The organism is Cupriavidus sp. GA3-3 (assembly GCF_000389805.1).
Lineage (GTDB): Bacteria > Pseudomonadota > Gammaproteobacteria > Burkholderiales > Burkholderiaceae > Cupriavidus > Cupriavidus necator_D.
Genome location: NZ_KB944503.1, coordinates 125792 through 146812, shown reverse-complemented (window position 1 = coordinate 146812; position 21021 = coordinate 125792). Strand labels below are relative to the sequence as shown.

At 64.2% G+C, this 21021-nt stretch carries 18 protein-coding genes and 1 pseudogene; 8 read left to right on the top strand and 11 right to left on the bottom strand.

Features of this window, described 5'->3' with window-relative positions; translation table 11 throughout:
• Positions 1-18: 18 nt before the first annotated feature.
• From phnD to C265_RS27305, 3 genes are all read right to left on the bottom strand, one after another.
• Complete coding sequence (phnD, locus tag C265_RS27315; protein WP_010809360.1) at positions 19-1011, bottom strand: phosphonate ABC transporter substrate-binding protein; 993 nt, start codon at positions 1009-1011, stop codon at positions 19-21.
• 55 nt (positions 1012-1066) lie between these two features.
• Positions 1067-1921, bottom strand: a complete 855-nt coding sequence (gene phnC, locus C265_RS27310; protein WP_010809359.1) for a phosphonate ABC transporter ATP-binding protein — start codon at positions 1919-1921, stop codon at positions 1067-1069.
• A gap of 130 nt (positions 1922-2051) precedes the next feature.
• Complete coding sequence (locus C265_RS27305; RefSeq protein ID WP_010809358.1) at positions 2052-2816, bottom strand: SDR family oxidoreductase; 765 nt, start codon at positions 2814-2816, stop codon at positions 2052-2054.
• Between the two features lie 165 nt (positions 2817-2981).
• Here C265_RS27305 and C265_RS27300 point away from each other — a divergent pair, with 165 nt between their 5' ends.
• The 3 genes from C265_RS27300 (at position 2982) to mdeB (ending at position 7424) form a co-directional block, all read left to right on the top strand.
• Positions 2982-3914 (top strand): LysR family transcriptional regulator, encoded by a 933-nt coding sequence (locus C265_RS27300; protein ID WP_010809357.1) that lies wholly within the window; start codon positions 2982-2984, stop codon positions 3912-3914.
• Between the two features lie 168 nt (positions 3915-4082).
• Positions 4083-4562: an Lrp/AsnC family transcriptional regulator gene (locus tag C265_RS27295; protein WP_010809356.1), complete on the top strand. Its 480-nt coding sequence runs from the start codon at positions 4083-4085 to the stop codon at positions 4560-4562.
• Positions 4563-4727: 165 nt separating this feature from the next.
• Positions 4728-7424 (top strand): alpha-ketoglutarate dehydrogenase, encoded by a 2697-nt coding sequence (mdeB, locus tag C265_RS27290; protein ID WP_010809355.1) that lies wholly within the window; start codon positions 4728-4730, stop codon positions 7422-7424.
• A gap of 72 nt (positions 7425-7496) precedes the next feature.
• Here mdeB and C265_RS33025 read toward each other — a convergent pair whose 3' ends face one another.
• Positions 7497-7751 (bottom strand): hypothetical protein, encoded by a 255-nt coding sequence (locus C265_RS33025; RefSeq protein ID WP_246840259.1) that lies wholly within the window; start codon positions 7749-7751, stop codon positions 7497-7499.
• Here C265_RS33025 and ampC point away from each other — a divergent pair.
• The 3 genes and pseudogenes from ampC (at position 7644) to C265_RS27275 (ending at position 10814) form a co-directional block, all read left to right on the top strand.
• Positions 7644-8794, top strand: a pseudogene (gene ampC, locus C265_RS27285) (class C beta-lactamase). The gene C265_RS33025 and the pseudogene ampC overlap by 108 nt on opposite strands.
• 157 nt (positions 8795-8951) lie before the next feature.
• A complete protein-coding gene (locus C265_RS27280) occupies positions 8952-9398 on the top strand; it encodes a DUF305 domain-containing protein (RefSeq protein WP_010809354.1) in 447 nt (148 codons plus the stop codon).
• Between the two features lie 36 nt (positions 9399-9434).
• Positions 9435-10814, top strand: coding sequence for a YncE family protein (locus C265_RS27275; protein ID WP_037025433.1), 1380 nt, complete (start codon positions 9435-9437; stop codon positions 10812-10814).
• Between the two features lie 35 nt (positions 10815-10849).
• Here the strand turns inward: C265_RS27275 and chrA are convergent, their stop codons facing one another.
• The 3 genes from chrA to C265_RS27260 form a co-directional block, all read right to left on the bottom strand.
• Positions 10850-12082: a chromate efflux transporter gene (gene chrA, locus C265_RS27270; RefSeq protein WP_010809352.1), complete on the bottom strand. Its 1233-nt coding sequence runs from the start codon at positions 12080-12082 to the stop codon at positions 10850-10852.
• A 109-nt stretch (positions 12083-12191) separates the two neighbouring features.
• Entirely contained in the window at positions 12192-12404 is a 213-nt protein-coding gene (locus C265_RS27265) for a hypothetical protein (RefSeq protein ID WP_010809351.1), read from the bottom strand.
• Between the two features lie 25 nt (positions 12405-12429).
• Positions 12430-13035 carry a hypothetical protein gene (locus C265_RS27260; RefSeq protein ID WP_246840257.1) on the bottom strand — a complete coding sequence of 202 codons (606 nt, stop codon included), beginning with the start codon at positions 13033-13035 and terminating at the stop codon, positions 12430-12432.
• A gap of 671 nt (positions 13036-13706) precedes the next feature.
• Between C265_RS27260 and C265_RS31885 the strand changes: the two genes are divergently transcribed.
• Positions 13707-14201 (top strand): 3'-5' exoribonuclease, encoded by a 495-nt coding sequence (locus tag C265_RS31885; protein WP_011617160.1) that lies wholly within the window; start codon positions 13707-13709, stop codon positions 14199-14201.
• A gap of 39 nt (positions 14202-14240) precedes the next feature.
• Here C265_RS31885 and C265_RS27250 read toward each other — a convergent pair whose 3' ends face one another.
• From C265_RS27250 to C265_RS27235, 4 genes are all read right to left on the bottom strand, one after another.
• On the bottom strand, positions 14241-14678 hold the full coding sequence (locus C265_RS27250) for a hypothetical protein (protein ID WP_010809349.1): 438 nt from the start codon (positions 14676-14678) through the stop codon (positions 14241-14243).
• Between the two features lie 578 nt (positions 14679-15256).
• Positions 15257-17032: an acyl-CoA dehydrogenase gene (locus C265_RS27245; RefSeq protein ID WP_037025429.1), complete on the bottom strand. Its 1776-nt coding sequence runs from the start codon at positions 17030-17032 to the stop codon at positions 15257-15259.
• A gap of 110 nt (positions 17033-17142) precedes the next feature.
• Complete coding sequence (locus tag C265_RS27240; RefSeq protein ID WP_010809347.1) at positions 17143-18198, bottom strand: phosphotransferase family protein; 1056 nt, start codon at positions 18196-18198, stop codon at positions 17143-17145.
• A gap of 40 nt (positions 18199-18238) precedes the next feature.
• Positions 18239-19027 carry an SDR family NAD(P)-dependent oxidoreductase gene (locus C265_RS27235; RefSeq protein WP_011617164.1) on the bottom strand — a complete coding sequence of 263 codons (789 nt, stop codon included), beginning with the start codon at positions 19025-19027 and terminating at the stop codon, positions 18239-18241.
• A gap of 214 nt (positions 19028-19241) precedes the next feature.
• On the opposite strand from C265_RS27235, the gene C265_RS27230 reads away from it, so the two are divergent.
• On the top strand, positions 19242-20972 hold the full coding sequence (locus C265_RS27230; protein ID WP_246840256.1) for a fatty acid--CoA ligase: 1731 nt from the start codon (positions 19242-19244) through the stop codon (positions 20970-20972).
• Positions 20973-21021 lie beyond the last annotated feature (49 nt).

Here is a 21021-nt window from a genome sequence, read left to right as displayed (position 1 = left end):
GGCCTCGTCGGGATGGGCTTATTGCGTGCTGATGGCGTTGCCGGCGGCCTTGTCCAGCTCGGCCAGGCGGCGGGTCACCTCGGCCAGCCGCTTTTCCTTGTCGGCAGCGGCCAGGGTGGTGTCCGATTCGATCTTCGCCTTTTCTCGGGCCAGTTCGATCTGGCGGATCGGCACCAGCTGCGCATCGCTGGCGGTGCGGAAGCCCTGGTAGGTCAGGGTGGCCAGCACCTGCTTTTCACGGGCGGCGTCTGCGCCCTTGCCGTAGTTGGCGAAGAAGGCCTGGATCTTCTTCTTCACCTCCGGCGGCAGGTCCTTGCGATAGACCATCGGATCGGCCGGGATCAGCGGCGACTTCCACAGCACCCGCACCTGGTCATAGGCGTTCTTGCCGGTGTTGATGCGATAGCGCTCCATGTTCTCGGTGTTGTTCACCGCCACATCGACCTGCTTGTTCAGCACCGACAGCAGGTTGGTCTCGTGGTTGCCGATGCGCACGGCCTTGAACAGCGTCTTGGGCTCGACCTTGTTGGCGGTCCACAGGTAGAAGCCCGGCACGGCCGTGCCCGAGGTGGAATTGGGGTCGCCGGCGCCGTAGCTGAGGTCCTTGCCGCGCTTGATCACGTCTTCGACGCTCTTCAGGTCGCTGTCCTTGTTGACGATCAGCACCGACCAGTAGCCCGGGTTGCCGTCCTTGTCGATCACCGAGGCAAAGACCTCGCCGTTGGCACGGTCCACGGCCTCCATGGCCGACTTGTTGCCGAACCAGGCGATCTGCACCTTGTTGAAGCGCATGCCCTCGATGATGCCGGCGTAGTCGGACGCAAAGAAGGGCTTGACGGGTACACCCAGCGTCTTGCTGAGATCGTCGATCAGCGGCTGCCAGGCGGACTTCAGGTTCGACGACGATTCGGTCGAGATAAAGCCGATGTTCAGGCTCTTGGCGTCCTGCGCGAAGGCGGGCAGGGCGACCACGCCCGAAGCCACGACGGCGAGAAAGGTTCTGCGAAGCATGGACAACTCCGGTGGGAAGCGGTTCTGGGATAAAGCGGTCTGGACAGGCGGCCGTTCAGGCGGCCGCCAGGTTCATCGTGACCATTGCCGGTGCCGGCATGGCCGCAGTGGATACGTCTTCGTCGGGCACGGAATCGAGCAGCAGCTCGTCGGCTTCGGTGCCGTAGAGATCGCGCAGCATGCCGGGCGTGAGCGCGGCTGAGGGGCCGTCATAGACCACCTTGCCGTGGCGCAGCGCCACCACGCGGGGGCAGTAGCGCATCGCCACGTCCACCTGGTGCAGCGACACCAGCACCGCGACCTTGCGCGTGCGGTTGATCTGCCTGAGCAGCGACATCACCCGGCGCGACGATTCCGGGTCGAGCGAGGCGATCGGCTCGTCGGCCAGGATCACGCTGGCGTTCTGCACCAGCGTGCGGGCGATGGCGGCGCGCTGCTGCTGGCCGCCCGACAGCGTCGAGGCCCGTTGAAACGCATAGTCGTCTATACCAACTTGCGCAAGCGCATCGAGCCCGCCCTGGACTTCATCGGCCTTGAAGATGCGCAGCAGGCTGCGCCACTTGGGCACACGGGCCAGCATGCCGACCAGCACGTTGGTGATGACCGGAAGACGGCCCACCAGGTTGAACTGCTGGAACACAAACCCGATCTCGCCACGCACCTTGCGCACGTTGCGGGCCAGGCGGCCGTTGCGCTGCACATGGCGGCCGTTGACGAGGATTTCGCCGGCGCCGGCATCGCCCGTGATGAATCCGGCCACGTGGCGCAACAGCGTGGACTTGCCCGATCCCGATGCACCCAGCAGGGCGACCATCTCGCCTGGCGCGATGTGCAGCGTGACATCGTCAAGCGCCTTGCGGTCCGCGCGGAACGATTTGGAAAGCCCGCGGACTTCAATTGCGTGCGTCATGTCGACTCCCTGACGTGAATGACCTGCGCATTCTGGCCGGGGCGGATGACAGAACGATGACTTGAGCGGAAGGGGGGCTGAAACTGGTTGGCGGCGCCGGCGGCCATGCTGGCCGCCGGCGCCGGTGGGGTCAGGTGCGCGTGATCGAGACGCCGCCATCCACCAGCGATGCCGTGCCGGTGACGAAAGCCGAATCGTCCGATGCCAGGTACAGCACCGAGCGCGCCAGTTCTTCCGGCGTGGCCACGCGCTTGAGCGCATGCAGGTTGGTGATGAACGCCTGTGATTCCGCGGTGTCGTTCATGGTGCGATACATGTCCGTGTCCACGGCGCCCGGCAGGATCGCATTGACGCGGATGCCCTGCGGCCCATACTCGGCCGCCAGCGCCTGCGTCAGGCCGATCAGGCCGGACTTGCTTGCCGCATACGCGGCCACGCCGGGAAAGGCGACGGTGTAGCCAACGAAGGTCGAGGTGAAGATCACCGAACCGCCGCCATCCTTCAGCATCTGTGCAAGCTGGTGCTTGGCGCCGAGGAATGCGCCGGTGAGATTGATGGCAAGGGTGTCGTTCCAGCCATCCGCCGAAACCCCGGTGCTGGGCCCGCCCTCGCCGAGCGTGCCGGCGTTGTTGAAGGCGATATCCAGGCGGCCATAGCGCTCGACCGCCAGCGCCACCAGCGCGCTGGCGTATTCCTCGCGCCGCACATCGCCGGCGAGCGCCACCGCGTCGCCGCCGGCGTCACGGATCTGCGCCACCAGGCTGTCCAGTTCGGACTGGCGGCGGGCACCGACTACCACCCTGGCGCCCTCGGCGGCAAACAGCAATGCGGTGGCGCGGCCAATGCCGGCACTGGCGCCGGTAATGATGGCAACTTTTCCAGACAAACGTCCCATGATCGATCTCCGGTCTGGCGCGGGGGCAACTTGCAGGTCCACAGCGCCGGTTTTGCGGGTAGGGCAGCAGGAACCGTCCTGCTGCCTCGTGAAACCAGTATGGGCAACGCGCGTGGTTCGAACTAGACTGAAGATCGCGGAACAACTTTCCGGATATGCCGAACAATGTTCAAGCTAGAAGGTGTCGCCAGCTTTGTCGCCGTGGTCGAGGCAGGCTCTATCAGCGAGGCCGCGAGGCGGCTCAACTTGTCCAAGTCCGTTGTCAGCGAACGCCTGGCCGAGCTTGAAAAGGCGATGGGTGCCAACCTGCTGCGCCGGACCACGCGGCGGCTGTCGCTGACCGAGGATGGCGCCGCCTTCCTGGAGCGGGCCACGCGCATCCTGCATGAAGTGGAGGCGGCGGCAACCGATGTTGCCGAGCGGCGCGGCACCCTGGCCGGGTCGTTGCGGATTTCCGCGCCGGTCACATTTGGCCGGATGCACCTGGGGCCTGCCATCTATCCGTTCCTGGCCCGGCATCCGGAACTGGAGCTGAGCCTGGACCTGGACGACCGCCGCGTGGACGCGGCCACCGACAGTTATGACGCCGTGGTGCGGCACGGCCCGCTGGAGAACTCGCGCCTGGTGGCATGGCAGCTTGCCCCCAGCCACCGCCTCCTGGTCGCATCCCCGGATTACCTGGCGCAGATGGGCGCGCCGGCAACGCTGGCGGAGCTGCAGCAGCACCGTGGCATCTTCTACGCCAACCGCGGCGCGGCTGACTGGCGCCTGCACGGCCCCGACGGCACCGAAATCGCCCGTGCCGCCGTTGCGCTGCGCGTCAACAACGGCGACATGATGCGAGATGCCGCCATCGCGGGAGTCGGCATCGCGTTGTTGCCGACCTTTATTGCCGGCGATGCCATCCGGCAGGGGGCGCTGGCCGTGATCGAGGTCGGCCTGCGGGCCGAGCCGGAATCCATTTATATCGCCCACCCGGAAGGCCGGCGGGTGTCGGCGCGGCTGCGCGCGTTTGCGGAGTGCGTGCGCACGGCCATCGGCAGTCCGCCGTACTGGGACGCATGGGCGCAGGCACGCGGGGAGGGCGCGGGAACCTGATGCCGGCTGCTGGCCGGGTTCCACGATCGCCATGTGGCGGCCCTGCAAGCCTGGAGGTTTGCCGCCCGCGCCGCGCGGCCTGTATTCTAGCGCTCTGCCCGGCGCCCCGTTTCCGCAAGGAGGCAGGGCGCCATGCACTTCACATCGAGCCGGCCATACAGGAACCCCATGCAGGAACCCGAACTGGATGAAATCAATATCCGGATCCTCGAGGCGTTGCAGCGCGACGCCAGCCTGACCAACGTCGAGCTGGCCGCGCGCGTCAACCTCTCGCCGTCGCCTTGCCTGGCGCGCGTGCGCGCGTTGGAGCAGCGCGGGATCATCCGGCAGCGCGTGACGCTGCTCGATCCGCAGAAGCTTGGCCTCAACGTCAACGTTTTTATCCACGTGTCGCTGGAGCGGCAGGCGCGCGAGGGGCTGGATGCCTTCGAACGCGCCGTGCGCGCGCTGCCCAACGTGATGGAGTGCTACCTGATGACGGGCGATGCCGACTACCTGATCCGCGCCGTGGTGGCCGACGTGCAGGCCGTGGAGCGGCTGATCGTCGACGAGATCACGCGCATCCCCGGCGTCGCCAACATCCGCAGCAGCTTCGCACTCAAGCAGGTGATGTACGACACAGCCTTGCCGCTGCGCAATCCGCGCTAGCCCGGCGTTCGGCGTGGGATATGCCGCGGCCTCAGCATTTTCGAGTGGTTTTTATGGTGAGCGGCAGTGGATTGTGCTGCCACCTGCCGGATAGGCAGTCAATTTCAGCACCTCATGCGGGAGGGCACTCCATAGAATGGGACAAAACCCATTGGAGACTTCCCCATGACCGACCTTGCCTCCCCACACGCCCGCCTGCTCGCCCAGGCCATGCCCGACGGCGACGACGATCCGCAGGAGACGCGCGAATGGCTGGACGCGCTGGAGGCAGTGGTGGCGCAATGCGGGCAGGAGCGCGCGCGCTTCCTGCTCGGCCGGCTGCTCGATGCCGCCCCCGCGCTGGGTGTGTCGACCACGGCTCAGAGCAACACGCCTTACCTGAACACCATCCCGGTCGAGTGCCAGCCGCCTTATCCGGGGGATCTGGCGATGGAAGAGCGCATCACCGGCATCGTGCGCTGGAATGCCCTTGCCATGGTGGTGCGCGCCAACCAGGCCTACGGTGAACTGGGCGGGCATATCTCCAGCTATGCCTCGGCGGCGGACCTGTTCGAGGTCGGCTTCAACCACTTCTTCCAGGGCGCCGATGCCGGCAACGGCGGCGACCTGGTCTACTTCCAGCCGCACTCGGCCCCGGGCGTGTACGCGCGCGCCTTCCTGGAAGGACGCCTGTCCGAGGCCCAGCTCGACAACTTCCGCCGCGAGGCGGGGGGGCAGGGCCTGTGCTCGTATCCGCACCCCTGGCTGATGCCGGACTTCTGGCAGTTCCCGACCGGCTCGATGGGGCTGGGCCCGATCCAGTCGGTCTACCAGGCGCGCTTCATGCGCTACATGGAGCACCGGGGGCTGCAGGCCACTTCGGGCCGGCACGTGTGGGGCGTGTTCGGCGACGGCGAGATGGACGAGCCCGAATCGATCGCCGCGCTGCCGCTGGCAGCGCGCGAGAAGCTCGACAACCTGACCTTTGTCATCAACTGCAACCTGCAGCGCCTGGACGGCCCGGTGCGCGGCAACGGCCAGATCGTGCAGGAGCTGGAAGCGCTGTTCCGCGGCGCGGGCTGGAACGTGATCAAGGTGCTGTGGGGCAGCGCCTGGGACTCGATCTTCGCGCGCGATCACTCCGGCGCGTTGCTGCGCGCCTTCGCCTCGACCATGGACGGCCAGTTCCAGACTTACAAGGCCAAGGACGGCCACTATGGGCGCGAGCATTTCTTTGGCCAGAACGAAGCGCTGAAGGCACTGGTCGCGCATATGACGCCGGATGAGGTGGCGGCGCTGAACCGCGGCGGACACGACCTGCGCAAGCTCCATGCGGCCTTTGCCGCGGCACGCGCGCACAAGGGCCAGCCCACGGTGATCCTGGCCAAGACCATCAAGGGCTATGGCATGGGCAATGCCGGCCAGGCGCAGAACACCACGCACCAGCAGAAGAAGCTCGACATCGAGGCGCTGAAGGCATTCCGCAGCCGCTTCGGCCTGGAGCTGTCCGACGAGGACCTGGAATCGATGCGCTTCTACCGCCCGGCCGAGGACAGCGCTGAGCTGCGCTACCTGCGCGAACGCCGCCAGGCGCTGGGCGGCTACCTGCCGGCGCGCCAGCGCCAGGCCGACACCGTGGCGGTGCCGCCGCTGGCGCAATACGGCCAGTTCGCGGTGGCGGCCGACCAGAAGGAGATGTCGACCACCATGGCAATGGTGCGCATGCTGACCGGCCTGCTCAAGGACAAGGCGCTCGGTCCGCGCGTGGTGCCCATCGTCGCCGACGAGGCGCGCACCTTCGGCATGGCCAGCCTGTTCCGCCAGGTCGGCATCTATTCATCGCAGGGCCAGCTGTACGAGCCCGAGGACGCCGGCTCGATGCTGTACTACCGCGAGGACATCCGCGGCCAGATCCTGGAAGAAGGCATCACCGAGGCCGGTGCGATGTCGTCGTGGATTGCCGCGGGCACCGCCTACAGCAACCATGGCACGGCCATGCTGCCGCTCTATATCTACTACTCGATGTTCGGCTTCCAGCGCATCGGCGACCTGATCTGGGCCGCCGGCGACCAGCGTGCGCGCGGCTTCCTGGTGGGCGCTACGGCAGGCCGCACCACGCTGTCCGGCGAAGGGCTGCAGCACCAGGACGGCACCAGCCACATCATTGCCGCCACCATCCCCAACTGCCGCGCCTATGACCCCGCCTACGCCTATGAGCTGGCAGTCATCGTCGACGAGGGCATGCGCGCGATGATGGAGCGCCAGGAGGACGTGTTCTATTACCTGACCGTGATGAACGAGAACTACGCCCAGCCGTCGATGCCGGCGGGCGTGGAGCGCGACATCGTGCGCGGCATGTACCGGCTTGCGCAGGTGGAAGGCGGCGGGCGCGCCAGGGTGCGGCTGCTCGGCAGCGGCACCATCCTGCGCGAGGTGGAGGCCGCGGCGCAGATGCTGGCCGAGGACTGGCAGGTCGACAGCGAGGTGTTCAGCGTCACCAGCTTCTCCGAGCTGGAGCGCGAGGCGCGCGAGACCGCGCGCCAGCGCCTGCATCATCCGCAGGACAGCATCGCCCCCAGCCATGTGGAAGCGCTGCTGGCCGGCGACGCGCCGGTGGTGGCGGCCACTGACTACGTGCGCGCCTATCCGCAACTGATTGCGCCCTACGTGCCGGCTCCCTTCACGGTGCTGGGCACCGACGGCTATGGCCGCAGCGACAACCGGCCGTCGCTGCGCCGCTTCTTCGAGGTCGATCGCGCCTATGTCTGCGTGGCGGCGCTGCGCGCGCTTGCGGCGCAGGGCACGGTGCCGGCGTCGGTGGTGGCCGAGGCGATCACGCGCTACGGCATCGACACGGACAAGCCTGCGCCGTCCTCGCTCTGATATCGCCGGCTTCACCTTGCAGGCCAGGCGGGGCGCTTCGGTGCGGGACTCCACATGCGACGGCGGCGGCTGTTAAGCTTTGTACTTCTGCAGCCGCTCCAGTTGCGCGTCCGTGCCGCCACGGGCGCGCACCGCCATGGTCCGGCGCCGCCCCCCCAGCATGATCGCCAAGCGCCGGATATGAAACGGATTCCTGTTGCCCGCATCGCCACCATCGCCATGGCTTGCAGCCTCTTCGCGGCCAACGCCAGTGCCGCCGACAGTGTCGGCCAGCGCCAGATAGAACGCGCTGTGAACGATGCCATCCGCCCCCTGATGGCGGCGCACGGCGTCCCCGGCATGGCCGTTGCCGTCACGGCCGGCGGCAAGCGCTACGTCTTCAACTACGGCGTCGCGGCGAAGGAGGGCCGGCGCAAGGTCGACGGCGACACGCTCTTCGAGATCGGCTCGGTCAGCAAGACCTTCACCGCGACGCTCGCGTCCTATGGACAGGCCCGCGGCACCCTGTCCCTGGCCGACCCTGCCGGGAAATACCTGCCGGCGCTTGCGGGAAGCAGCCTGGGCGCGACCAGCCTGCTCGACCTCGGCACCTATGCCGCCGGCGGCCTGCCGCTGCAGTTTCCGGATGCGGTCACCGATACCAGGACGATGGTCGACTATTTCCGGGGCTGGCGCCCCAGATATGCCGCCGGCAGCCATCGCCAGTATTCGAATCCCAGCATCGGCTTGTTCGGCTACCTGGCCGCCAGCAGCATGGGCCAGCCCTTCGATGACCTGATGGAGAAGACGCTGTTCCCGGCGCTGGGCCTGGCCCACACCTACATCAGGGTGCCGAAGCGCGCATGGGCGACTACGCCTATGGCTATTCGAAAGACGGCAAGCCGGTCCGCGTGACGCCCGGCGTGCTGGATGCCGAAGCCTACGGCGTGAAAACCACGGCGGCCGACATGATCCGCTTTGTCGAAGCCAACATCGACAGTGCCGGCCTGGACGACAAGCTGCGGCGTGCCATTGCCGGGACGCACACCGGGTACTTCAAGGTCGGCGACATGGTGCAGGGGCTGGGCTGGGAAATGTACGCCTGGCCCACACGGGTCGACAGCGTGCTGGCCGGCAGTTCACCGCAGGTCGTGCTCGAGGCGAACCAGGTGAGCCGGCTGGAGCCGCCGCTGTCATCGCCCGCCGATGTGCTGGTCAACAAGACCGGCTCGACCAATGGCTTTGGCGCCTACGTGGTCTTTGTGCCGGCGAAGCGGATTGGCATCGTGATGCTGGCGAACAAGAACTTCCCGGTACCGGAGCGGGTAAAGGCAGCGTTTCGGATACTGGCGGCCCTGGACGGTGCGCCGGGACGGGCGGATACCCCGTAAGGGGAGGGTGGGGCTGCGTCACGCATCGCAGGCCTGTCCAGCGGCTGGTCCGCAAAAAATCCGGCTTTCCATGGAATAGTCCACGCCCTCCATGTGTATACGCAGGTACCCCCCGGCCGCCGGCTAACGCCAGGCCCGGTAGAAAGGAGACCCTGCAATGCAACGGAGAACCCCAAGCAATGGCGTCGGCACCGCGGCACGCATCGTGCCGGCGCTGCTTCTATGGGCTGCAAGCTTTGCCGCGCCAGCCCAGGAAGCCCACCACCATCACCAAACCACTGCGGGGCAGGTGCCGCCGCCCTTTGTCGCCAGCACCGCAAAACCGTTTGCCGGCCTGATGGTTGACGCCATGGCCGTAATGGATCACGGTATGGCGCAGGCAGCCATGAACGGCATCCCCGACCACGACTTTGTCACCATGATGATTCCGCACCACCAGGGCGCGATCGACATGGCCAAGGCGCTGCTGCTGTATGGCAAAGACCCGGAGTTGCGCAATCTTGCACAGGCCATCATCACCGAGCAGCAAAACGAGATCCGCCTGATGCAAGCCTGGCTCCAGCGCAGCCAGGCCAGGGCACCTGGCGCCACCGATCCTCGCTAACCGGCGGACATACACCGCCCGCTTCTGGACCGAATCATGAAAAGACATGCCCTTATCCTTGCCGTGGCCGCGCCTCTCGCAGTCGCCGCGCCGCAGCCACGGGATCGCGTTTACACCGCCGACCAGAACAGCAACACCGTTTCAGTGATCAATCCGGCGAGCAACACCTTGCTTGGGCAGATCCGCCTTGGCAACGCGCGGCCGGACGTGCTGTCGCCGCTTTACAAGGGCGAGCTCAATGTCCACGGCCTTGGCTTCTCGCCCGACCATCGGACCCTGATCGCGATCTCGAACGGATCGAATTCCGTCGCGTTCATCGATACGGCGACCAACAAGGTCAAGGGCATTGCCTATATCGGCCGCTCACCGCATGAGGGCTTCTTTACCGCGGATGGAAAAGAGGTGTGGGTAGTCGTGCGCGGCGAAGACTATATCTCCGTCATCAACCCGGTGACATTCCGGGAAACCCGCCGCATCCAGACCACGGCAGGGCCGGGCATGGTGCTGTTCCATCCTGCCGGCAAGCTCGCCTTCGTGGTGTCCAGCTTCAACCCCGTGGTGGATGTCATCGATGTCAGGGCACACAAGGTGGTCAAGCGCCTCAGTGTCACCAGCCCGTTCTCACCGTTCCTGCAGTTCACGCCGGACTTCCGCGAGGTGTGGATGACGCACAAGGACGTGGGCAAGGTCACCCGCATCGACACCGAGAAACTGGAAGTGAAGGGCGTCTTCGACTCCGGCTTCATCACCAATCACCTTGCCTTTGCCAGGACCGCGCGTGGCACGTTCGCCTATGTGACAGTGGGCGGCGAAAACGTGGTCAAGGTATTCACCACCGAGGCCGAACCGCGGCTGGTCGCGACCATTCCGGTCGGCGCGCTGCCGCACGGCATCTGGGCTGCCGATGACAGTTCACGCATCTATGTCGGGCTGGAAAACGGCGACGCCGTCGACGTGATCGACACCGCAACGAACCAGGTCACGACCCGCGTGCCGGTTGGCCAGGCGCCGCAGGCACTGGTCTATGTCTCCAACGCAGTGCCAGGCGGCGACGGGACCGCCAACCTTGTGCAGAGAGCGAACAGCGATCCGGTCAACATCGCCCTTAAACCGGTCCGTGGCGATGCCAAGGGCTTTGTGGTCGCGCGCAATCTCGGTGTCGTCGACGCATTGGAAGTATCCCTGTTCAAGCTGAAGCCGCAAACCACGTACAGCGTCTATGTCGCAGGGCAGGCCACGCCCGTGGCAAGCTTCCGCACCAATGCGGCCGGCATGGCCAACGGCACCGCCATTGGCCCGCTGCGCGAAGTCGTGACGACGCTTTCGCCAAAGAGCGCCGCGCCAGCGAAGCTGATCGTCATGGAGGGCGATGCGGCGGCGGATCCGGCCGCGGCGGTGTTGGTGAGCGTGCCGTGATCTGAGCGTGGCGACCTGGGTTGGCGGATCCCCGGCTAGAGCGCCAGGATCCACCCACCCAGCGCCGCGCCGGCCACCACCAGTACGGGGGACACGCGGCCGTAGACGAGCAAGCCGAAGGCCGCCAGCGCCAGGCCGAAATCCGCCTTCGAGTGGATCGCGCTGGTCCACACCGGGTCGTACAGCGCGGCGGCCAGTACGCCAACGACGGCTGCATTGATGCCACCCATCGCGCTCTGCACCCCGTCGCGCTGGCGCAGGCTTTCCCAGAACGGCAATGCGCCGGCCACCAGCAGGAACGCCGGTGCAAAGATCGCGAGAAGCAGTACCAGCGCGCCCACCCATCCACCCAATGGCGCGGGCGAGAGCGCCCCGAGGTACGCGGCAAAGGTGAACAGGGGACCCGGAACTGCTTGTGCTGCGCCGTAGCCCGCCAGGAATGCATCGTTGCCGACCCAGCCAGGGGGCACCACGCCAGCCTGCAGCAGCGGCAGTACGACATGCCCACCCCCGAAAACCAGCGCTCCGGCCTGGTAGAAGACCGACACGGCCGACACCGCCATCGAACCAGTCATTGCGGCAAGGGCCGGGAGCAGCACCAGCAGCACGCCGAACAACGCGAGAAGCAAAGCGCCGACCCGGCGACTCACACCGTAGTTGAGATGCTGGGCAGGAGGCAGATGGTTCAGCTGCAAGGTCCAGCGCGCAACCAGGCCACCCAGCACAATGGCGGCAACCTGGCCCACCGCACTTGGCACCGCGAGGACCAGAAGCGCGGCCACGACCGCGATGCCGGCACGCAGCCGGTCCGGACACAGCGACCTGGCCATGCCCCATACCGCCTGTGCGACAACCGCCACGGCCGCCACCTTCAGGCCGTGGACTGCCCCGGAATCCGCAACGCCGGACCAGCGCGCAATGCCAAAGGCAAACAGGACAAGTGCAATCGCAGAGGGCAGGGTAAAGCCCATCCAGGCGGCCAGCGCGCCAAGCCAGCCCGCCCGCTGCAGCCCCAGCGCCATGCCAACCTGGCTGCTGGCTGGCCCCGGCAGGAATTGACACAGCGCGACCAGGTCCGAGTAGCTCTTGTCGTCCAGCCAGCGGCGGCGCTCGACGAATTCGGCTCGGAAGTAACCGAGGTGCGCGATCGGGCCGCCGAACGAAGTCAGGCCAAGTTTCAGGAACGCCCGAAGAACCTCTGGAGCCGTGCCACGTGTGGTGGTTGCGTCAGCGGCGCGGTTTGAGTCCTGGGCGGGGTTGGTGGGCATCGGCGGTTTCTCGGTTAAGGCTTCATCGGCCAGTTATGCCTCCCAAATTCGGCCTTACCATATGCGGAATTCCTGTGGCTCCGCAAAAGGCGTGGCCGAGCAGTCGGCTTCAGTCCAACAAAAACCCGCCCTCGAACGGGGCGGCGTAGTTCGCGTCGGCGCGCAACGCTTCGAACTCCGGCATGTCCGCGAACGGCGTCACCCGTATATCGACCTGGCAGCGCCATTGCTCAAGCGAATCGGACTGGATGGCCAGTGCCAGATGGCTCCTGTGCTTGCGCGACGGATACCGGAAACCGACCGGCGCTCCATCGCCAGTCAAGTCCCAATGATTTTTGACGTCGACATCAGCTGATCAGATCCGAACTGCGCGAGGGCAGCGCGGTCAACTGCGCGATCACCCAGCCCTGCCGCTCGCCGGCGGATTGTGCAAGGTGGCCACGCTGCGCGGCGGTAAGTGCCGCGCGCGATTGGAACGCCTTGCCCGCCAGCATTTCGGCAGGCGTCAGGTCGTCGAAGGCATCGACCGGGGTGACCCAAAACGCATGGATTTCGCTACTCGGCAGGTTCTTCATCTGGCGCAGCACCGGAACCAGCAGCTCCGGCACCGGCGGCGCGAATTGCCAGGCCGGGAAGGCGCGGCCGATCGCCTTGCCGCGCGGGGTGACACAGTAAAAGCGTGCATCCTCCACTGCGCGGTATAGTGTCGCCTGCGACATGGCCACCAGACCCTGTGCAATGACCTCCGAGGGCTTCAGATATGACACGGCGAGCCGGTTCTCGACATCTGCCGCCGGCGAGCCGGGGTGTCCGAGCGTTGCCGTCAGGCACTGGCGCACGATGTCCATCACGCGGGCACGTTCGCCCACGTCGATGGTGTGTTCCAGTTGCTCGTCGATGTCGTGGACCAATTTCTCGACCAGTTGGGGGCCGACCGCAATGGCGGCCGGCACGTGGGTACGCGGTGTCATATCAAACTCCATCAGATGACAACCCGGGGCGGGGCGAAGGCGGGGGGGATGCTCGCTTCGCGATCAGATCGCGCACAGGACAACCGATCTTGGGCTAACGACGCTAGAGCCAACGCCAGGACGGATTCACATCGGGATTGGCACCTGCACTTTACTCAACTTTCTCAGGATTCTCAAGTTTCTCGCAGGGACCTTGCGCCGGTCGATCTTCCGCATCGTCATGGTAATGGCTCCTGCTGGCATGACGGGCTCCCGCGCGCTGGAAGCCGTCAAGCTTACGCCTGCCAAACTCGGACATTTGAACTTAGCCAGAACCGGACATTACCGCTTAGCCGCTACACTCTATGCGCGCATAATAAGTGTTATGTTAAATCAAGAAGGTTGCGCCGCTGGCTGGAGCAAGCGCTGCGTGCAGTCAGTGCTCCAACGCAAAAGTGTGCACGAATTCGTCGGATTTAGCCCCGAAAGTGACTCTGTGATTTCTTTTGAGACCTCGTGCACATCATTGCGCAATAGGTCGACGCCTCTGCATTCCGTGCATGCCTTTCTGCCTCCAACGCACTTGTATAACGTGCGAGAATCCCTATAAGCATGATTCCTGTAGACGTCCGGTGGGCTCCGATTCGAAGATGCCTCGCCCGTCTAGACCTTCGATGCTGATATTCCTGGATACCGAGTTCACCAATCTCACTAAGCGAAAATTGATCAGCATCGGGATGGTGTCGGAGGATGGCCAGCACGCTTTTTACCGAGAACTACGGGATTTCGATCTCGATAACTGCAGCCGTTTTGTACGAGCCAACGTTCTACCCCTGCTCGGGCGTTTCCAGGATGCGGCCGTCGATCGTGCAAAACTCACAGATGACCTCAGACAGTGGATCGACACCCTTCCCCGCAGCTTAACCATTGCCTGTGATAGTGACTGGGATTGGGAGATCCTTTGTGAGATCGTAGGAAATCCACTCCCGGCAAACATCTCCGGACGATTTGATCTGCGTCCGCTCATTGACACGACCGTTTTCCACAAGGCCGTGTGTCGCTACCACGATGATTCTCATCAACCGTGGCACCACGCTTGGCATGATGCGCATGCTCATCGTTTTGGTTGGCTGGCGTGGAACGATACGCGGAGACGCGCGAAGCTGTAAAAAGTGGCCAACTCGCTATCAAGATCAAATGCTCGGTCCTCAGGTTCCGACGGCAGTGTCGCGCATCACCACAACGCCCGGATCGCAATGATCGTGGCTCGCCTGGTTGGCTTCCTCTTCCTTTTCAAATTCGGCGGCTTCCGCCAAGTTCGGCGTGTAGCCTACGTCACCATCCTTCGGGCAAACCTGGTAGCTGCGATCGAGTGGGCCCATGATCAGTGTTACCCACCTCGTCGTTAGCCCAAGGACTTTATCGATAAGTTGGGAAACCTGTTCCGTAGTGTCAACGACTGAACTGGGCTCTGTTGCAAAGATTACCGGGCGAAAATCCTCCAGGAGCTCTTCCAGCATCTCGCGGATGTAATAGATCGCCCCGTCCCCTTCAGTCGATAACCCAGCCGCGGTCAGCAGTCCCCGGTAATTCATGAGCTGAACTAGGCGCTCAACTCGAATGCACCCTTCTTGGTATGAAATCATTTGCTTTATCTCCCCAAGGGTGCCCTTTTCCGCTGTGTATATTCGTTGGCGCTGCACGCCGCTTGTCTACTCTAGCTTTCCCTCATCTTGCAAGGCTGCTATTTCGACAAGGTCAACTGCCCAGAAAAGTCGTTTGTGTACGCGCTCTATGATGCATCAAGGTTCTCACGCGATGAACTGAGACAGATGTTGATAGAGCTAGGATTGATATCCTCCGGCTCACGTTAGCTCCCACCATGAGTCAAAGGGACTGCGATTCCTGCTGACTCGAACTTTTGACTCCGCAGCCGTTACCCAGTTCGAAAGTTGGGTGGAGACCGAGACGTGCAAAGAAGGCTTGAGGATGGAGACTGCCCAAATCCGTGATCGAATGGCGCCTCCCGGCCATGAGCGGCCAATGGCTTTCTACGATGCAACGGCCGAATCTGTACAGCTAACAGTCATCCACAAGATATGAGCGCACCAATAACCACCACGGCTGTCCCTCAATTGCCCAGCCTATCAAGACCATAAGAAGCTCATTTGACGGCACAATCAAGAGCTGAGATTTCGCCAGAGCGAACCAGTCGGTCGTCACGTTAAACCCTAAAGTAGGTCACCTCCACATCTCCAGCCGTCGCGGCGGCACACATAGCCGAAGACTGCGAAAGGACGTGCTCCGCGAAGAAAAGCGCCGTGGCGATCTTGGCGGCGTAGAAGTTCGGATCCTCGGCCGATTTTGCATCTGCAGCGAGCATCGCCCTGGCCAGTTGCCAGCCGGAAAATACGATGCCGCACAGCTTCAGGTACGGCACGCTGCCGGCAAAGACCGCGTTCGGATCAGCCTTGGCGTTGGCAACGACAAATTCCACCACGGCTTCCAGCGCGGCGCGGCCCCTGGCCAGCTGCGCCTGCACCGCGGTGAAGGCAGCGCCGCCGTGTTGGCCCAGCGCGGCTTCGGTTTCCACAATCTGCGCACAGATAGCGCGCGCGACGGCGCCGCCGTCGCGCACGGTCTTGCGGCCGACCAGGTCGTTGGCCTGGATCGCCGTAGTGCCCTCGTAGATCGGCAGGATGCGAGCGTCGCGGTAATGCTGCGCCGCGCCGGTTTCCTCGATAAAGCCCATGCCGCCGTGCACCTGCACGCCGAGGCTGGTGACATCGATCGACAGTTCGGTGCTCCAGCCCTTCACCACCGGCACCATGAACTCGTAGAACGCCTGGCTCTGCCCGCGCACGGCTTCGTCGGGATGCTGGTGCGCCGCGTCGCTGGCGGCCGCGGCCACGTAGGCCACGGCGCGCGCGCCTTCGGTCAGCGCGCGCATGGTCATCAGCATGCGCTTGACGTCAGGGTGGTGGATGATGGTCACCGCCTCGCGCGCCGAACCATCGACCGGGCGGCTCTGCACGCGCTCGCGCGCAAAGGCCACCGCCTGCTGGTAGGCGCGTTCGGATACGGCGATGCCCTGCATGCCGACCGAGAAGCGTGCCGAGTTCATCATGATGAACATGTACTCGAGGCCGCGGTTTTCTTCGCCGACCAGCGTGCCGATCGCGCCGCCATGGTCGCCGAACTGCAGCACCGCCGTGGGGCTGGCCTTGATGCCCAGCTTGTGTTCGATCGAGACGCAATGCACGTCGTTGCGCGCCCCGGTGCTGCCATCGTCATTGACCAGGAACTTGGGCACGATGAACAGCGAGATGCCCTTCACGCCTTCAGGCGCGTTAGGAGTGCGGGCCAGCACGAGATGCACGATGTTCTGCGCCATGTCGTGCTCGCCGTAGGTGATAAAGATCTTGGTGCCGAACACCTTGTACGTGCCGTCGCCCTGCGGCTCGGCGCGGGTGCGCACCGCGGCCAGGTCCGAGCCCGCCTGCGGCTCGGTCAGGTTCATGGTGCCGGTCCACTCGCCCGAGATCAGCTTGGGCAGGAAGGTGGCCTTCTGGGCGTCGGAACCTGCCGTCAGCAGCGCCTCGATGGCGCCGTCGGTCAGCATAGGACAAAGCGCGAATGACAGGTTCGCCGAGTGCAGCATTTCGTGACAAGCAGTCGCGATCAACTTCGGCAGCCCTTGACCACCGAACTGTTGCGAATGTTGAATTCCCTGCCATCCGCCTTGCGCGAATTGCTGGAAGGCCGGTTTGAACCCCGGCGTCGTGATCACCTCCTCTTCCTGCCACCGGCTTGGCTCCAGATCACCGACTCGGTTTAGTGGTGCAACTACTTGCTCGCTAAACTTGGCAGCCTCCTCCAGGACAGAGTATGCGGTTTCCCGTGAAGCCTCCTCAAATCCAGGCAGTCTATTGATAGCCTCAAGACCGGCTAAGGTGTCCAAGACAAAAAACATTTCTTTAAGAGGAGCACGGTACGTCATTGGCTAGTGTCCCTAAATGAGCGAATTTGAGCGAAGTGCAAGAAGGCTGGGGGCTATTGCCTGGAGCATGACCAAGACATAGCCAAGGAAGTGCGTCACCTATGTCCTCATCAGGACAGCGCATGCGTCTTACGATTGCGGATGGCCTCATAGCGCATCGCGTAATGCCATCCCAGGTCGGCTGTCGGTCCGGCCTTTCGGCCAGTCTCGACGGCATCCGCAGCGGCAGCGTTGCCTTGCCGTGCCCTCTCTGCAATACCAAACATAATGGCGGCCAACCTGAACAGGTTGTAGGCAATGTAGAAGTCCCAGTGCTCGAGACCCGCACTGCCGTTGGCTTCGGCATACCACTGCAAATATGTCTGTTCGCTCGGGATACCGAGGCCTGCGAAGTCGAGATCAGCGATACCGCGCCACAGCGATGAAGGGATGTGCCAGCTCAGGCAATGATAGGCAAAATCGACGAGCGGATCTCCCAGCGCGGACAACTCCCAGTCCAGCACCCCGATGACCCTGGACTCGCTCGGGTGGAAGACCAGATTGTCAAGGCGGAAGTCGCCATGGACGAGTCGCGTCTCCTCGACCGCGGGGATGTTCCTTGGGAGCCAGCTCATCAGCGCTTGCATGGCGGAACTTTCGAGCGCGCCAGTGGCGCGGCTCTGGCGCGTCCATCCGGCAATCTGACGCGCCAGGTAGTTACCGACAGGACTGTAGTCGGCAAGCCCTACGGCCTGGACATCGATGCGGTGCAGCGCTGCCATCACGCGATTCATCTCCGCGTAGATGGCACTCCGCTCGGCGCTTTGCATACCCGGCAGCGATTGGTCCACCATTACCCTGCCATCGAGGTACTCCATCAGGTAGAACGGGCTGCTAACCACGGACAGGTCTTCGCTGTACAAGTACACGGCGGGGACGGGCACATTACTGCCCTGGAGCGCGCTCATGACGCGAAACTCGCGGTCGATGGCGTGCGCCTTGGGCTGGATGTGCCCGGCAGGCTTCATCCGCAGCACGTAGCGGTGTGCACCGGAGGAGACCAGGAAAGTCGGATTGGACTGGCCACCGGTAAGCCGGGTGGCAGTAAGCGATGCCTGGTTGATCAGCCCGCGCGCGTGGAGCAGCCGGGCCAGCGCGTCCCAATTGCGGTAAGTCGTATCGTTCATTGGACTGTCCTTTGGCTGGTGTGGGAAATCGCGTGACGCATCAGAGCGAGCTGACCAGATGCCCGCCGTCGACGGGCAATACGGCGCCGGTGATGTAATCGGATGCCCCCGATGCCAGCAGCAGCAAGGCGCCATCAAGCTGGGAGGGCTGTCCCAGGCGCCGTTGAGGAATCCGCCGGACCATCGCTTGCCCGCTGGCCGTGTCGAAGAAGGCGCGATTAATCTCCGTAGCAAAGTACCCCGGCGCTAGTGCGTTGACGCGGATGCCATGACGCGCCCATTCCAGTGCCAGCGATTGCGTCAGGTGGATCAAACCGGCCTTTGCGGCCGTGTATGCGGGAACCTGCTGCGCCACCCGCAGACCCAGAATGGAAGCGATATTGATGATGCTGCCCTGCCGGCCAGCTTCGCGCATCTGCTGCGCGGCGTACTGCGCCACACGCCAGGCGCCGGTGAGGTTGGTATCGATGACCCGCGCCCAATCCTGCTCGCTGGTCTCTAGCGCGGGCCCGGTGGTTGCAATGCCAGCACTGTTGACGACGATGTCCACAGTTCCCCGCGCCTGCTCGGCCTGGAAGAATGCGCCGGATACGGAATCGGGGTCACACACATCCAACTGCACAACACATCCGTCTGCGCCCATCGCCCGGATCTCTGCCAGCAAGCGCTCCCCTTCGGCGAGTCGGCGGCCGGCAAGCACTACGCGGCATCCAGCGTTTGCCAGGGTCAGCGCGAAGTGGCGGCCAAGCCCGCCGAATGCGCCGGTCACAAGTGCCACTTTGCCCTCCAGATCGGGAAAGACAGGTTGTGGACGAGGTGGGGAAGCCATATTTGCAGTCTCCTTCGACGCGGTTGTCGGAGCGCAGGTTAAGCCATCACGTCTGGGAAGCCAGCCACCCGAACGGGGAGGCACCTCACAATGCCCCCGGGGGCAACCCTCAGGATGCCCGGTGCCTCCCTTATTGGGGGGCTGGAAAGCCGTGCCACGGCGCTTACGCTGGCAGGCATCCGGCGTCCCTGGCGCTGCATGCAAGTCATGGCGCATGCTGCCCAGGCCGCTGCCACAGCGATCAAGGAGCTCCTCCGTGACACGGCCTACCCCAATCCACCGCACGCCGTCGGCGTATGCCTATCCGCTGCTGATCAAGCAGCTCCTGCACGCGCCGCTGGCGGTCAATCCGGAACAGGAAATCGTCTACCGCGGTCAGGTGCGGCACAGCTACTGGACCATGCGGCACCGAATCGGCCAACTGGCCAGCGGCCTGCAATCGCTCGGCATTGCACCGGGCGATACGGTGGCAGTCATGGACTGGGACAGCCACCGCTACCTCGAAAGCTACTTCGGCATCCCCATGATGGGGGCGGTGCTGATGACGGTAAATGTGCGCCTGTCGCCGGAACAGATCGCCTACACACTGAACCACGCTGGCGTTAGGCTTCTGATGGTCCACGCCGACTTCCTGCCGGTCGTAGCGGCAATCCGCGACCAGCTGGAATCCGTCGAGTGCCTGGTGCTGATCGGCGACGACACGCTCTCTCTCGAGAGCGCGCCGTTGGCCGAAGGCTTTGTCGCCGAGTACGAAACGCTGTTGGCCGCTTCGCCACCAGACTATCCCTTTCCCGACTTCGACGAGAACGCACGGGCAACTACCTTCTATACGACCGGCACCACCGGTTTGCCCAAGGGGGTGTATTTCAGCCATCGGCAGATTGTTCTCCATACGCTGGCGACCATGGCGGCACTGACCGGCGCGCCGACTCAGGGACGCGTGCATCGGGACGATATCTACATGCCGCTGACGCCGATGTTCCATGTGCACGCGTGGGGGATGCCCTTCGTGGCAACGGCGCTTGGTATGAAACAGGTCTATCCGGGTCGCTATGCCGCGGACCAACTCCTTCGGCTGGTGCAAAGCGAGCGCATCACCTTCTCCCACGGCGTGCCCACGCTGCTCCACATGATCCTGTCGCACCCGGATTCAGCCGCGGTCGATCTGAGCGGCATGAAGATCATCGTGGGCGGGTCGGCGCTGCCGCGCGGCCTTGCGCAGGCCGCGATCGACCGCGGCATCGACGTGTTCACCGGCTACGGCATGTCGGAAACCTGCCCCATCCTCACACTGGCGCAGGTGAAGACCTCGCTGCTTGGCAATGCCACCACCGAACTCGACGTCCGCACCAAGACAGGCTTGCCGGTTCCGCTGGTCGACCTGCGCATCGTCGATGACGAGATGCGCGACATTGCGCACGATGGCAAGGCCAGCGGCGAAATCGTGGTCCGCGCGCCATGGCTCACGCAAGGCTATTTCGGCAATGCGGCGGAGTCCGAGCACCTGTGGGCCGGTGGCTACCTCCATACCAACGACATTGGCTCGATCGACAGCGATGGCTATTTGCAGGTCACCGACCGCATCAAGGATGTGATCAAGAGCGGTGGCGAGTGGGTGTCGTCACTGGAGCTCGAAGACCTGATTTCGCGTCACGCCGCGGTGAGCGAAGTGGCGGTTATCGGCATCAAGGATGCGCGGTGGGGCGAACGCCCGCTGCCGTTGATCGTATTGCGGCCGGGACAGTCGGCCGGAGCAGAAGAGATCCAGGAGCATCTGCGCGATTTCGTCCGCCGTGGCGCGATCTCGAAGTATGCGGTGCCGGAACGGGTGCTCTTTGTCGAGGCGATCGAAAAGACCAGCGTGGGCAAGATCAACAAGCGCCTGCTCCGCGACAAGTACCAGGCCGCCCCGCCCCCCTCCCCCAATTCCGGCACCCACCCATGAGCCGGTAGCCAATGCCGGCGTGGCAAGTGCGTTCTCACTAGAAAACCCG